The following is a 13,312-nucleotide window of genomic DNA, read 5'->3' on the forward strand; positions in this document are numbered from 1 at the left end:
CCTCAAAGCGACCATGAGTACCACCCCCGAACACGTCAAATGCCTGATCATCGGATCGGGCCCCGCCGGTTACTCCGCCGCCATCTACGCCGCACGCGCGGACCTCAAGCCCGTGCTCTATGAAGGCCCCCTGCCCGGTGGCCAGCTTACCCAGACCACCGAGGTGGAGAACTACCCGGGCTACCCCGATGGCCGTACCGGGCCCGAGATGATGGAGGACCTGAAAAAGCAGGCCCTGCGTTTCGAGACCGACGTGCGCCACGGCTGGGTGACCAAGGTGGACTTCAGCGGACCGGTGCACAAGGTGTGGGTGGATGAGAAGACGGAGATCCACGCCGACACGGTGATCATCAGCACCGGCGCCAACGCCAAATGGCTGGGCCTGCCCAACGAGATCCGCCTGCGCGATGCCGGCGGTGGTGTGACGGCCTGCGCCGTTTGCGACGGCTTCTTCTACCGCGGCCAGACCGTGGCCCTGGTGGGCGCCGGCGACAGCGCCTGCGAGGAGGCGACCTACCTCGCCAAGCTCTGCCCCAAGGTGTACATGCTGGTGCGCAGCGACAAGTTCCGCGCTTCCAAGGCCATGCAACACCGCGTGGAGAACACCGCCAACATCGAGGTGCTCTTCAACACCGAAGTGAAGGACGTGCTAGGCGAGCACGGCGTGGAGGGCCTTCAGGTGGTGGACAACAAGACCGGCGAGGAGCGCCGGCTGGATGTGACCGGCCTCTTCCTGGCCATCGGCCACAAGCCGGCCACGGATATCTTCAAGGGCTGGCTGGACATGGACGAGCAGGGCTACATCAAGCACAAGCCGGACAGCACCTGGACCAACGTGCCCGGCGTGTTCGTGGCCGGCGATGCCGCCGACAAGGTGTACCGCCAGGCCGTGACCAGCGCGGGCACCGGCTGCATGGCCGCGCTGGACGCCGAGCGCTGGCTGGCGGCACAGGGCAGGCATTGACCGTTCAGTGCTCCACCAGGTGCAGCTCCCACGGCCCTATGCCTGTGAGTTGCAGTTCGCTGTCCTCCATGAACCACACATAGTGGTGGCTGTGCAGCGGGTTCAGGTAGAAGCTGCCGGGGCCGAAGGTGGCCATCTCCGCCTCGTTGACATGATCGCCGAAACCCACGCGCACCAGGCCAGAGAGCACGGTGACGCGTTCATCGCGCGGATGCCAATGCGGTGCCAGGCGGGTGCCCGCCGGGATCCGGAGCCGCATGGTGAAGAAGCCCTCCCGCGCCGGATGTCCTTCCAACAGCAGCATGCGCGTGCCCGGTGGAAGCGTGGCCGGAGCGTCCTGCCAGACCCCATCCTCCGCAGGGACCTGGATGGCACCCGGAGGAAGATCTCGGCCCTGACCAAGCACCGCTGCTGGCATCGCCAGGAGGACGGCCAGACCGAAGGCCTTGGACCCGGATCCGAACATGTGATGGCGCGTCATCCACGCAAGGATAAGCAAGCATGGCGGGTTGGAGCGTTGACGCATCGTATCCTTGGTGATGCGCACGGCGGGATCCTGCTGTGCGACAGACCCAGCCACCCATGATCCACCTGCTTCCTTTCCAGCCGATCAGGACGTCGCGCCTCACCCTCCGCGCCTTCCGGCCAGAGGATGCGGCCGCATTGTTCGCCCTGCGCAGCGATGAACGCGTGATGCGCCACATGGCCAGGCCCAGGGCCACCTCGGTCGCCGACGCGGAAAAGCTCATCGCCACGATCGCAAAGGACCTGGCGGAGGAGAACGGCATCTCGTGGGCCATCACGTTACAAGACGATGATACCCTGATCGGCACCATCGGCTTCTACCGGATCAAAAAGGAGCACCTTGGCGGTGAGGTGGGCTACCTGCTCCACCCCGACCATTGGGGGAAAGGAATGATGGGCGAGGCGCTGGAGGCGGTAGTGGCATTTGGGTTCGATGCGATCGGCTTCCACCGCATCGAGGCGGACACCGACCCCCTCAACGATGCGAGCAACCGATTGCTCGAGCGCCACGGTTTCACCCGGGAAGCGCATCTGCGTGAGAACGTGTTGTGGAAGGGGCAATGGTTGGACACTTACCTCTGGGGGAGGCTGGCGCACCCGTGAGGCAAGGCGCCATCAGCACATGATGCGCCGACCTACTTTTCGCCCGCCATGCGCATCCACCTGATCTCCACACCGCGCAACGTGAGCACCGCGCTGATGTACAGCTTCGCGCAGCGCGCCGATACCCGCGTGGTGGACGAGCCCTTTTATGCGTACTACCTCGCCCGCAGCGATGCTGACCATCCGGACCGGGAAGCGGTACTGGCCAGCCAGCCCACCGACCCCGAAGGTGTCTTCGCGGATCTGGACCGCTTGGATGACCGGCCGTTGCTTTTCCTCAAGGGCATGGCACATCACCTTGGTGGCGTTGACCTGCTCAGGCTGGCGGAATGGAAGAGCCTGTTCTTCATCCGCGATCCCAAGCAGCTTATCGCATCATACGCCCAGGTGATCGAGCGGCCCACCATGCAGGACATCGGCTCGCGCCGTATGGTGGAACTGTTCGATGCGATCCGCGCGGCGGGTGGCGAGGCGTACGTGCTGGACAGCGCCGACCTTGTGAACGACCCGGAGCGGACGCTGATGGCCGTATGCGACCGGCTGGCCATTCCCTTCGATGCCGCCATGCTGGGGTGGGAAGCCGGCCCGCGGCCGGAGGATGGTGTGTGGGCACCGCACTGGTACGCCAATGTGCACCGCAGCACCGGCTTCTCGCCGCAAGCCACCAGCACGCGGCCGCTGCCGACCCACTGCGAGGAATTGTATCGTGAAGCGCTTCCGCTTTACAGGACCTTGAGCGCCCATGCCATCCGTGCCTGACCCATGCTGCAGACCTACGACCCCCGCAACGCCGATATCCTCATCCACGTGAATGGCGCGCTGCTGCCGCGAAGCCAGGCGCGCATCTCCGTATTCGACAGTGTGGTGCAAGGCGGCGACGCGGTCTGGGAAGGCTTGCGCGTGTACCCCGAAGGGGTGCTCATGCTATCGCGCCACCTGCGCCGTCTCCGCGAAAGCGCCCACGCACTGGCCTTTGCCGGTGTGCCGGATGAAGGCGCGATCCGACAAGCCCTTTTCGATACGCTGCGTGCCAACGGGATGACACATGATGCGCACGTTCGTCTTACCCTCACGCGTGGCGAGAAGATCACCAGCGGCATGGACCCGCGCCTCAACCAACATGGCTGCGGCCTCATCGTGCTGGCCGAATGGAAGCCGCCGGTGTTCGACAACAGCAGGGGCATCCGCGTCATCACCTCCTCCATCCGCCGCATGGGGCCGGAGGTGCTCGATCCCAAGATCCACCACAACAACCTGCTCAACAACATCCTGGCGAAGCTGGAAGCGAACACGGCGGGTGTGGACGCGGCGGTCATGCTGGACCGCGATGGACATGTGGCCGAACTGAACGACACGAACCTGTTCGCCATCATCGGCGGCGCGCTGCACACGCCCACCACCACATCCTGCCTGGGCGGCATCACGCGCGGACTGGTGGTCGAACTGGCGCGGGGATCCGGCATCACCGTCCACGAGCGCGCCATCAGCGTCTTTGAAATGATGAACGCCAGCGCCGTCTTCGCCACCGGCACCATGGGCGAGTTGACGCCTGTGCGGGAGATCGATGGCCGCCGGGTGGGCGATGCGTCGGACGATCCGTTGATGACACGCCTGCAGGGTCTCTTCCGTTCCGCCGTGCCGGCACTGTGCGAGGCGGAGAAGTAGCGTCAATCCACGACCCTCCAATCGCTGTACAGCAGCTGGAATTTCACCAGTTCGCACTTCTTGAAGGGGATGTTCCAGTCGCCGTCGTAGTCCACCCGCATGGGCACGAGCGCCCCATCGATGTGGCGGTTCTCCACGTGGATGGTGATGTCGAAATCGAGGATGAGCGAACTGTTGGCGATGCGGTACTGCCGTGCGATGACCTCACCGCTCTCCTGGTCGAACCAGGTGTCCATGGTCTTGATCACCGTCTTCCCGTCGCGATGCTCGGGCTTGGCGTCGGCGCTGAAGACCCAGCAGGCGTGTCCGTTCCGTGTGTCGCTCCAGATGCGGAAGTCATAGAGCGGCGCCATGTGCGGATCGAAGAGCGCGAGCTTGTGGCCAATGAGCGGCACGCTGGCGATCTCGCTGCCGGGGTCGAACATGAACTTCTTCAGCTCACTCTTGTATTTCTCGAAGCGGCTGCCACGCGCGACCTCCAACTTGCGCGCCGCCACGCTGTTGTCCGCCGTGAAAGTGCCCTTGGGAAAGAATACGTCGTCGTACATCTCCGCGGTCAGGTAGCGGAACTCGCCTTTGCGCGTGCGCAGCCTGCCGGTCTCGCGTTCCACGTCGATCACCTGCCGCGCCCTAGGGCCTTCGCGCAGCAGGTGGCTGTCGCGATACAGCGTGGCCACCTCGCGTTCGCCTTTGTTCACCACCACCAGGGCGCTGCGCATGGTGTGCGGGTGATAGCGCGTGTTGAGGAAGGCCTTGTGGAAGGTGCTGTCCTCGCGCACCTGCTTCACGAAGGCCTCCACACTGAAGCCCGTGGCCTGGGCCGAAATGACCACCTCATCCAACTGGATGTGCTTCAGCAACGTATCGGGCTGGGCCACGACGACAGGGGTCAGCGACCATGCGAGGAGGATGGCGCATTTCCGCATCACCGGCATGCTGGCCGTTGCCATGTCAGTACCGCCGCGAAGGTCCCAGGCTGGAATAGAGCCGGTACTTGTGCTTCACGTAGAGCAGGAACTCGTATTGCGAAAGGCCTTTGATCACCTCGTCCGGCACGTTGCAGAAATCGATGAAGTCATCGAAGGCCTCGTCGTGCAGATTGATGATGTCGTAGGCCACGTACTTGTGAAGCAACTCGCGCAACAACTCGCGCTTGCGGTCCTCGTTCTCCAGGTAGGCCACCAGCCGTTTGCTCCGTTCCCGTTTGCTGAACTCCTGGTAGAGGAAGGTGATCGGGCTTTGCAGGGCGTCCACCTGGCTCATGCGGTAGTCGCTGTCGCGGTAGCCGAGCTTGTCGATGTCCTTCTGGATCTCCTTGAGCGTGCGCTCCGGCAGGATCTCCACCTCGGCGAGTTGCACCTGGATGGGGTCCATGCGCACGACGATGTGGTACACCTCCTTGTGGGCACTGTCCGCCAGGGAGATGGCCTTGGTGCGGTGGCCGATGGAACCGATCAGCAGGGTGTCCGTGCGCAGGGCGCGAACGGTGAAGGTGCCGTCGCTGTTGCCGAAGGTGCCTGACCGGGATCGCTTGTTCACGATCATCAGGTCGTAGTAGGCCCGGTCGTGCGCGGCGGTGATCACCCGCCCGTGGATGGTGACCTCCTGCTGCGCCCGGGCATGAACGGCGAGCTGGACCAGCGCGATGGACAACAGGAGAAGCCTGAGCGGCATGGGGGCGAATTTACCGGGGTGGCGCCACCAAAGCCCGGGCCGCTTCACTCGATCGGGCATGAAAAGGCGAAGGGCCCCCTCCAGCAGCACCAACGTGCGCGGAGAGGACCCCTCAAGTACCTGTGCACCTGTAAGCCGGATCCTGTATCCCCCTTGCGGAAGACCTTCGCCATCTATCTGGGATCGCGCTCACACGCGACCTCGATCGACCTACCCACCGGGTCCCATCCGAAGATGGACGGGACGGGCCGCCCCTGCCCCGGTCTACATGGTCTTTCAGCACGTGGGGTTTACCAAGCCACCGATGTCACCACCGATGCTGGTGGGCTCTTACCCCACCTTTTCACCCTTGCCCCGGCTTGCGCCGTGGCGGTCTCCCTTTCTGCGGCACTTTCCGTAACGCCACCGTTCCTGGTGGCGCCCCTTCCCGTTAGGAAGCACGTTGCCCTATGCTGCCCGGACTTTCCTCCCCCGTTGCCCGAAGGCAACGAAGGCGGCGAAGCGATGCACAGGATGTCAATGAACGAGCTTGAAGGTCGTGGATCGAAATGTTGGTTGTCGCATGCTTGAGCAAGCTACAACCTCCAACATATTGCTACCTAACGACGCAGGATCTCCACCTCTGTGGCGCCCGCGCCATAGCGGCGCATTTCGGCGTCGTGGAAGCGCACCGTATCATAGAACTGCAGGACGCGCCGCACTTCTTCACGCAATTTGCCTTCACCCACACCATGGATGACGATGAGTTTGCGCTTGCCGTCGCGGATCGCCGCCTCCAGGGCCCGTTCGAAGTAGCGCACCTGGTACTCCAGCTTCTCGCCATCGGTCAAGCGCGATTCGTCCTCGACGATCTCGTGCAGGTGCAGATCCACCTCCGCCACGCTGTTGTCCTCGGCGCGCTTGGGTGTCTTGCCAGGTCTGACCGATGGTCGTGACCGGCGTTTCCCGGCCATCCGATCGTTGGCCGCCACCATGCCCAATTGGTGGTCCTTGATGCGGTGCAGCACCTGTTCGGCGTCCTTGACCCCGGGAACGAGGCGGTCCAGCCGGTGTTCCAACTCGAAGCCATCGTCGCCACGCACCATCGCGTGGCCAGGCCGCGTGATGCGCAGCAGCACACCACCTCCCACCTCGTCCAGAAAGGCCACCCTGTCACCGGGATTCAACAGAACCGAACGCATGTCGCAAATTTACAGGCCATCCGGCGGTGCCCCATGAAGTGTTCGATCCTCCTTCCATGTCTCTTGGTCGCCACCATCGCCAATGCGCAGCAGCGCCAGGAACAGGTGGCGCCCTATGGCGGGATGGCGGCATTGCAGCATCTCTTCGAGCAGGAACTCCATTTCCCGGAAGAGGCCCTGGCGGCCAAGGTGAAGGGAGAGACCGTGATCGCCGTGGGCGTGCGCGCCGATGGCACCGTCACCGGCATGCAGGTGCTGCGACCGCTGCATCCCTCCTGCGACGCGGAGGCGTTGCGGCTGATCGCCTTGGTGCGCTGGAAACCTTCGACCGCGGTGGAGGAGCGCGGTGGCGCCGAGCACTATCTGGCCGTGCCCTTTGACCCGGTCAAGTACAAGCGCTGGCAGAAGAACCGGCCCGAACGGGCTTCGCCCATCTTTGACCTGCCGGCCAGACCGGGGCTGGAGATCCTCACTCCCCGCCAACTCGATTCACAGGTGATGCCCTTGGTACAGGGGGGCATGAACGGACTGGGCCGGCACCTGGCCAGCAACATGCGATACCCCGAAGAAGCCTACCGCCGGAGCCTGGAAGGTGATGTGAAACTGGAGTTCACCGTGGAGGTCTCCGGCGCGGTAAGCAACATGCACGCCTTGGAGGAGGTCGGTGGTGGTTGCGTGGCCGAAGCCATGCGTCTGGTGCACCGCACCCCTTGGCTGCCCGGCACCAAGGATGGTGAACGCGTGCGCAGTACCACCCAGGTGACCATCAGCTTCAAGCTGCCCCAACAGGCCCGGTGAGCATGGAGCAGCGCGGCCCTTGGACCACTTTGAGCAAGGATGAACGCTACGCCACGCCCTGGATCGTGGTGAGCCACCACGAAGTGGTCGACCCCGGTGGGCAGCCAGGAATCTACGGCGTGGTCCACTTCCGCAACCTGGCCGTGGGCGTGATACCCCTGGACGACGACCTCAACACCTGGATCGTGGGGCAATACCGGTACCCTATCGACGCATACAGTTGGGAGATCCCCGAAGGTGGCGGACCGCGTGACCGGCCACCGCTGGAAAGTGCCCAAAGGGAATTGCGCGAGGAGGTGGGAATCGTGGCCGGCCGTTGGACCGAACTGCTGCGGATGGACCTGAGCAATTCGGCCAGCGACGAGGAAGCCATCATCTACGTGGCGCAGGATCTCAGCTTCCATGATGCCGAACCTGACAGCAGTGAGCAGTTGGAGGTGCGCAAGCTCCCCTTCATGGACCTGTTCGCCATGGTGATGCGTGGCGAAATGCGCGACAGCCTTACGGTGGCCGCCGTGCTGAAATTGAAGGTCCTGCTGGACCGTGGTGCTTTTGGCCCGCTTCAGAAGTAGAGAGCATGCGCCCGCCATCGGCCGCGGCCTTGGTACTCCACCGCAGGCAGAGGCACCTTTATACTGTTGAGCACAAAAAGGACGGTGCGCCAACCCTTGCCACGCACGGGCAACCGTGTAAGGTCCAGATCGGGCGAAAGGAAGAAGCGCCGGTGCCGCTCCAACTGCATGTACACGGGCATGTCATGTGTGGGTGGCGCGGCGGTGACCATGCCTGAGGCCCCATAGCCCACCGCGAGGTTCAACCAGGCTGGCGAACGGCCTTCCGCCAAAAAGGAACCCGGATTCACGCTCAGCCAGATGGTCTGGCCGTTGTAGTCCTTGAGGTAGCGCTCGATTGGGCCTTCGCCCAGCAACGATGGACGCATGGCGGCGTAGTCCGTATGGTGGGCCGAAAACTTCAGCACGGCGCGCTGCTCGCCCCAAAGCGCCTGTTGCCCGATGAAGAGTCCGGTACCAGCAGCATTGGCAGCCATGTCCCACCAGCTGAAGCCCCATTCGGCGGACGTACCATCCAGGATCTCCACCCCGGTGAGGAAGACCATGCCCAACATGCCGCCGGTCCACAGCGCCGTTCGATCCCGGGTACCGCAACTTTTCACCAACGCATGACCCCAGGCACCCAGGGTGTAGGCGCTGAAAGCGTGGCCCGCCTTGTCCATGCCCAGCCATTCCCGTCCGTCGTTGAAGGCGTGCAAGGGTGCGCGCTCATGGTCAGCGTACCAGGCCTGGTCCAGAACCACCATGGCGGCGAGCGCCCCACCGGCCATGCTTCCCGCTGAGACCCAGAGGCAACGTTGACATCCTTCCTGCGTCAATGGGTCGGCGGGTACCTCTTGGGCGGCTGAGGGGCCGGGGAAGGCGAGCAAAGCGAAGAACGGGAAGCTCAGATGTGGGCGGTTAGTGAACCAATTGGCCTCATTCTGCGCTACAAGCATGGTTCAAAAGTATTTCGCGACCAGGTCCGGCCGTCTGTTCACCGTCAGGCTAATGGGGTACTTTTGTTCACAAGCATCCAAGTTCTCCTCCAGCTCCCACGGATGATCCGGATCCTTACGCTCGCAGTCATTGGCCTTTCAGCCCAGTTCGCCTGGGGGCAGTCGCAAGACGCCACGGCGCAACTGGACCTTGGTGAGGATGAGCATGTATTCACCTGGATCGCCCAGCACCGCTTGGGCATCCACCGGGCACATGACCGTGACCTTTTCACGGCCGACAATGACCATCAGGACATCCGATCGACGATCGACGCGGAGGGCATCACGGTCGGTGGTCCCGCCATTTCTCCTGCCTGGGAAACGCGCATCACGCTGGCTGGCTATGGAAGGACCTCTTCCGGCTTGAGTCGTTGGGAGCCCTGGGCACCATGCTTGGCGGGTTCGGAACTGGTCTGGACCGGGCGTGACCTGGACATCCAATATCTGCACGACGAGCATGGCATGCGCCAGAATTTCCTCGTGGAGCGCAGGCTGCCCGGCGGTGGCCCGTTCCAGGTCCTGTTGCAGTGGGAAAGCGATCTGGCAGGGGGTGCTGAGGGGCCGAACATGGTGGCTTTCCGTGATCCCTTCGGCCATGTGCGGCACACATACAGCGATCTGCGGGTATGGGACGCCTGCGGAGACCCCTTGAAGGCTTGGATGGAAGTGGACCCCTGCGACGGCCTGATCGCGCTCCATGTCGATGATCGATCCGCCACCTACCCCATCGTCATCGACCCGATCCTCACCACCTTCAACACCCAACTCAATGCCCCTGCGGACGTGGCCGGTGCCGAGTTCGGTTACTCCATCAGCAACGCTGGCGACCTCAACGGGGATGGTTATGGTGACATCGTCATCGGCTGTCCCTTCGCCACGCTGGGCGAGACCCAGGAAGGTTCGGCCTACGTGTATTATGGCAGCCCCAATGGCATCGTAGGCGCTCCGACGGTGCTCCAGTCCAATGTGGTCAACGCCCGCTTCGGCATCTCGGCGGCCCACGCTGGTGATATCAATGGCGATGGGTACAGCGACCTGATCGTGGGCGCGCATACCTATACGAATGGCCAAGCCAACGAAGGGTCGGTGTGGGTGTACTATGGTTCACCCACTGGCATCGCCACCGTACCGAACAGGATCCTGGAAGCGAACGGCCCGAATGGATACATGGGCTTCAAGGTCTCCGGCGTTGGCGACCTGAATGGTGACGGGTACAGCGATATCGTGGCGGGTTGTTCCCTGTACAGCAATGGGCACACCAACGAAGGAGCTGTCTATGTGTTCCTCGGCAGCGCCACCGGGTTCCCCGGAACGGGCAACCAGAACGCCTGGAGCCATCGCCTGGAACCCAATCAAACAGCTGCTCGCTTCGGTTCAGCCGTTTCGGGTGCGGGCGACATCAATGGCGATGGATTCGATGACATCGTGGTGGGTGCCTACGGCTACAACCTGAGCTGCCCGGCCTGCAACGACGGCGCCATCATGATCTACTATGGCGGCAACGGCGGCGTGGGCAGCCCCACACCACTCGGCATTGGGCCTCCAGGTCAACCCCTGAATCCCGCATGGACGCAGATCTTCAATACCGTGGGCACCGTGGGCAACAAGCACGTCGGCTGGGCTGTGAGCGGCGCCGGCGATGTGAACGGTGACGGTTATTCGGACATCATCATCGGCGACTGGCGAGATGACATCGGTGGTCCAGCCAGCGAGGGCACCGCTTTTGTCTTCCATGGCTCCCCTGGCGGCATCATCACCACCCCGGCCACCACGTTGCAATCCAATCTGCTGGACACGTGGTTGGGATACAGTGTCAACACGGCGGGCGATGTGAACGGCGACGGGTACGCCGATGTGCTTATCGGAGCGCTCAACTTCAGGGTGTCCGGCATCCCTTTGGGTGCCACATTCCTTTATATCGGCGGACCGAACGGGATCAACACGAACCACTTCATCCAGTACAATGGCCTCAGCAATGCTTGCCGGATGGGCCACGAAGTGGCCTGTGCCGGTGATGTGAACGGCGATGGCTTCAGCGACTTCCTGCTCTGCATGCCCATGCACAACGGCGGGACCGGAAGCAACGCGGTAGTGCGCGTACTGCACGGCGGTGGGTACTACCTGACACTTGCCCCTGCCTTCCCCGCCCAGCCACCACGTATCGATTGGTACGGACAGCCTCTGGGTCATATGGGCTGGTCCGTGGCCAACGCCGGGGATATCAACGGCGATGGATACAGCGATGCGGTGGTGGGGGCTCCGGATGCCGAAGGCACGGGCGAGGCGTACGTTTACTATGGCAGTGCTGCGGGCCTGAGCGCCACACCGGCGGTCACTTTGAGCGGGACATTCCCGGGGGATGCCTTTGGCACCTCCGTGGCCACCGCAGGAGATGTTGATGGTGATGGCTACGCCGATGTGGTCGTGGGTGCCCCATTGGCGGGAGGAGGCGCCGGACAGGCGTTCGTTTACCTCGGCGGGCCAGGGGGATTGTCTTCCGTACCCAACTACGCGTTCAATGGTGCGCCTGGTTCGCAGCTCGGCTCCACGGTCGCCACGGCCGGTGATGTGAACAACGACGGTTATGCCGATGTGCTCCTGGGTGCCAAGGGCGCCGAGACCGTGTTCGTGCACTATGGCGCCATCGGCGGCCTTGCCCCGGTGGCCGATGTGGTCCTGACCTCCCCGCAACCGGGCAGCGCTTTCGCCTCGGCATTGGCCACCGCCGGTGACGTGAACGGTGATGGCTTCTCCGATGTGATCGTGGGCGCGCCGAACTTCACCAACGGGCAGCCCAATGAAGGTGCGGCATTCATCTATCTGGGCAGCGACCTCGGGCTGAACCCCGCTCCCGCGTCGCAACTTGAAAGGGACCAGGCCGATGCGCGATTCGGCGTGAGCGTGGTGGGTGCCGGTGATGTGAATGGCGACGGCTTCTTCGATGTGGCCGTGGGCGCGGATGGTTGGCTGAGCAACATCGGCCGGGTATTCGTCTGGCATGGCTCTCCCGGGGGCATCGGTGGCAACCCCAGCACCACCATCACCTCTCCGGGAGCGGTGGCCAACGCACGTTTCGGGCTCACCCTCGCCGAAGGGGGTGATGTCGACGGCAATGGCTATGCTGACCTCCTCGTGGGTGCCCCTTTCCTGGCCAATGGCCAGGCCAATGAGGGCCGGATCTACACCTTCGGGGGCAGCCCTGCAGGACTGGTGCAATCCTCCTTCACATTCCACGAATCGAACGTTGCGAACCGGCGTTTGGGTCTGGCCATTGCCGGTGGTGGTGACTTCAACGGGGATGGCTTCTCTGACCTGATCGCCGGGGCGCCCTTTGCCACCAACACGCTCGCGGAACAGGGCGCCGTGTATTTCTACCCTGGCAATGCTTACAAAGGCATGGCCCGGCCCACGAAGCAATACCTCGCCGACCTGGTGAACCCACTTTCCACCAACAGTCAGGATTTCCTCACCCAGGATTTCTTCGGTCTTGGCCACTTGGCCAAAAGCCACATGCAGCGCAAACCCGGCCGATTGATCTGGGAGGTGGTGCGTGAAGGTCAACCCTTCTCCGGCCCCAACATCACCAACAGCGTCGCATTCACGGGACAGCATCCGGCCTTCACGGACCTGGGCCTCAATGGGGTGGAGTTGCAGACCTTGATCTACAAGACCCCGGGGTGGCAGCGCTACCGTTGGCGGGTGCGAGTGGAATACGCGCTCCATCGGACGGGTATTGACGGGCAACGATTCTCCAAATGGTTCTACGGATACGCGGCGAGCCATGGCGACATCGGCATCCTGCCGGTCGAGTTGGTCGATCTGGCCGGTGAGGCCCTGCCCGAAGGCAACTTGATCTCGTGGACGACCGCTTCGGAGCTCAACAGCGACAAGTTCGTGGTGGAACGCGCACGTGACATGGCGCACTTCGAGACAGTGGGCGAAATGTCCGCCGCCGGCTACAGCCAGGGTCCGATCGACTACGCCCTGTTGGACCACCAGGCACCCGATGGCATCAGCTACTACCGGCTCCATATGATCGATGTGGATGGCAGCGGTCGGTATTCGCAGGTGGTCGCCGTCAAGCGGGGCCAGGGACCACAGGTGATCGTCTACCCCAACCCGGTGGATGATGTGCTGGCCTGGACCACGGGCGGGATGACGGCCGAACGTGCGCGTATCTATGATCAATTGGGCCGATTGCTGATCGATGCCCCGGCGGTGTCCGGGATGATCACCGGTGCGCGGCTTACCGCGTTGCCCACTGGGACCTACACCCTGGTGCTGTCGGGCGGTCAGGATGAACCCCTGGCGCGTTCACGCTTCCTAAAGCGTTGACCCCGCACCGCGACCCGT

Annotated in this window: 12 protein-coding genes and 1 other RNA gene; 7 read left to right on the forward strand and 6 right to left on the reverse strand. The window is 63.3% G+C overall.

Going from position 1 to position 13,312, the window contains the following annotated elements; all coding sequences use genetic code 11:
- Nucleotides 1-13: 13 nt before the first annotated feature.
- Nucleotides 14-964 carry a thioredoxin-disulfide reductase gene (gene trxB / locus KIT10_06080; protein MCW5898820.1) on the forward strand — a complete coding sequence of 317 codons (951 nt, stop codon included), beginning with the start codon at nucleotides 14-16 and terminating at the stop codon, nucleotides 962-964.
- Nucleotides 965-968: 4 nt separating this feature from the next.
- Here trxB and KIT10_06085 read toward each other — a convergent pair whose 3' ends face one another.
- Complete coding sequence (locus tag KIT10_06085; protein ID MCW5898821.1) at nucleotides 969-1,445, reverse strand: cupin domain-containing protein; 477 nt, start codon at nucleotides 1,443-1,445, stop codon at nucleotides 969-971.
- A 101-nt stretch (nucleotides 1,446-1,546) separates the two neighbouring features.
- On the opposite strand from KIT10_06085, the gene KIT10_06090 reads away from it, so the two are divergent.
- The 3 genes from KIT10_06090 to KIT10_06100 are packed head-to-tail and all read left to right on the forward strand — an operon-like array spanning nucleotide 1,547 to nucleotide 3,757.
- Complete coding sequence (locus KIT10_06090) at nucleotides 1,547-2,092, forward strand: GNAT family N-acetyltransferase (GenBank protein MCW5898822.1); 546 nt, start codon at nucleotides 1,547-1,549, stop codon at nucleotides 2,090-2,092.
- 48 nt (nucleotides 2,093-2,140) lie between these two features.
- Nucleotides 2,141-2,851: a sulfotransferase family protein gene (locus KIT10_06095; GenBank protein ID MCW5898823.1), complete on the forward strand. Its 711-nt coding sequence runs from the start codon at nucleotides 2,141-2,143 to the stop codon at nucleotides 2,849-2,851.
- A 3-nt stretch (nucleotides 2,852-2,854) separates the two neighbouring features.
- On the forward strand, nucleotides 2,855-3,757 hold the full coding sequence (locus tag KIT10_06100; GenBank protein MCW5898824.1) for an aminotransferase class IV: 903 nt from the start codon (nucleotides 2,855-2,857) through the stop codon (nucleotides 3,755-3,757).
- Nucleotides 3,758-3,759: 2 nt separating this feature from the next.
- Here the strand turns inward: KIT10_06100 and KIT10_06105 are convergent, their stop codons facing one another.
- The 4 genes from KIT10_06105 to KIT10_06120 form a co-directional block, all read right to left on the reverse strand.
- Complete coding sequence (locus tag KIT10_06105) at nucleotides 3,760-4,707, reverse strand: hypothetical protein (GenBank protein ID MCW5898825.1); 948 nt, start codon at nucleotides 4,705-4,707, stop codon at nucleotides 3,760-3,762.
- 1 nt (nucleotide 4,708) lies between these two features.
- Nucleotides 4,709-5,431, reverse strand: coding sequence for a hypothetical protein (locus tag KIT10_06110; GenBank protein ID MCW5898826.1), 723 nt, complete (start codon nucleotides 5,429-5,431; stop codon nucleotides 4,709-4,711).
- A 115-nt stretch (nucleotides 5,432-5,546) separates the two neighbouring features.
- An RNA gene (gene rnpB, locus KIT10_06115) (RNase P RNA component class A) lies at nucleotides 5,547-5,944 on the reverse strand.
- An 86-nt stretch (nucleotides 5,945-6,030) separates the two neighbouring features.
- Entirely contained in the window at nucleotides 6,031-6,612 is a 582-nt protein-coding gene (locus tag KIT10_06120; GenBank protein MCW5898827.1) for a Smr/MutS family protein, read from the reverse strand.
- 63 nt (nucleotides 6,613-6,675) lie between these two features.
- Here KIT10_06120 and KIT10_06125 point away from each other — a divergent pair, with 63 nt between their 5' ends.
- Together KIT10_06125 and KIT10_06130 are read left to right on the forward strand one after the other, a co-directional pair.
- A complete protein-coding gene (locus tag KIT10_06125) occupies nucleotides 6,676-7,410 on the forward strand; it encodes a TonB family protein (protein MCW5898828.1) in 735 nt (244 codons plus the stop codon).
- 2 nt (nucleotides 7,411-7,412) lie between these two features.
- A complete protein-coding gene (locus KIT10_06130) occupies nucleotides 7,413-7,982 on the forward strand; it encodes an NUDIX hydrolase (protein ID MCW5898829.1) in 570 nt (189 codons plus the stop codon).
- Here KIT10_06130 and KIT10_06135 read toward each other — a convergent pair.
- Nucleotides 7,973-8,920, reverse strand: a complete 948-nt coding sequence (locus KIT10_06135) for a DUF2279 domain-containing protein (GenBank protein ID MCW5898830.1) — start codon at nucleotides 8,918-8,920, stop codon at nucleotides 7,973-7,975. The two genes, KIT10_06130 and KIT10_06135, sit on opposite strands and share 10 nt — an antisense overlap.
- A 102-nt stretch (nucleotides 8,921-9,022) precedes the next feature.
- Here KIT10_06135 and KIT10_06140 point away from each other — a divergent pair, with 102 nt between their 5' ends.
- Nucleotides 9,023-13,294, forward strand: a complete 4,272-nt coding sequence (locus tag KIT10_06140; protein ID MCW5898831.1) for an FG-GAP repeat protein — start codon at nucleotides 9,023-9,025, stop codon at nucleotides 13,292-13,294.
- Nucleotides 13,295-13,312: the final 18 nt, after the last annotated feature.

Source organism: Flavobacteriales bacterium, from assembly GCA_026129465.1.
Classification (GTDB): Bacteria; Bacteroidota; Bacteroidia; order Flavobacteriales_F; family PHOS-HE28; genus PHOS-HE28.

Coding starts and splice junctions, on each gene's coding strand:
- KIT10_06100 (MCW5898824.1), top strand. CDS start 2,855: ATGCTGCAGACCTACGACCCCCGCAACGCCGATATCCTCATCCACGTG.
- KIT10_06095 (MCW5898823.1), top strand. CDS start 2,141: ATGCGCATCCACCTGATCTCCACACCGCGCAACGTGAGCACCGCGCTG.
- KIT10_06135 (MCW5898830.1), bottom strand. CDS start 8,920: ATGCTTGTAGCGCAGAATGAGGCCAATTGGTTCACTAACCGCCCACAT.
- KIT10_06130 (MCW5898829.1), top strand. CDS start 7,413: ATGGAGCAGCGCGGCCCTTGGACCACTTTGAGCAAGGATGAACGCTAC.
- KIT10_06140 (MCW5898831.1), top strand. CDS start 9,023: ATGATCCGGATCCTTACGCTCGCAGTCATTGGCCTTTCAGCCCAGTTC.
- KIT10_06090 (MCW5898822.1), top strand. CDS start 1,547: ATGATCCACCTGCTTCCTTTCCAGCCGATCAGGACGTCGCGCCTCACC.
- KIT10_06120 (MCW5898827.1), bottom strand. CDS start 6,612: ATGCGTTCGGTTCTGTTGAATCCCGGTGACAGGGTGGCCTTTCTGGAC.
- KIT10_06110 (MCW5898826.1), bottom strand. CDS start 5,431: ATGCCGCTCAGGCTTCTCCTGTTGTCCATCGCGCTGGTCCAGCTCGCC.
- KIT10_06085 (MCW5898821.1), bottom strand. CDS start 1,445: ATGACGCGCCATCACATGTTCGGATCCGGGTCCAAGGCCTTCGGTCTG.
- trxB (MCW5898820.1), top strand. CDS start 14: ATGAGTACCACCCCCGAACACGTCAAATGCCTGATCATCGGATCGGGC.
- KIT10_06105 (MCW5898825.1), bottom strand. CDS start 4,707: ATGGCAACGGCCAGCATGCCGGTGATGCGGAAATGCGCCATCCTCCTC.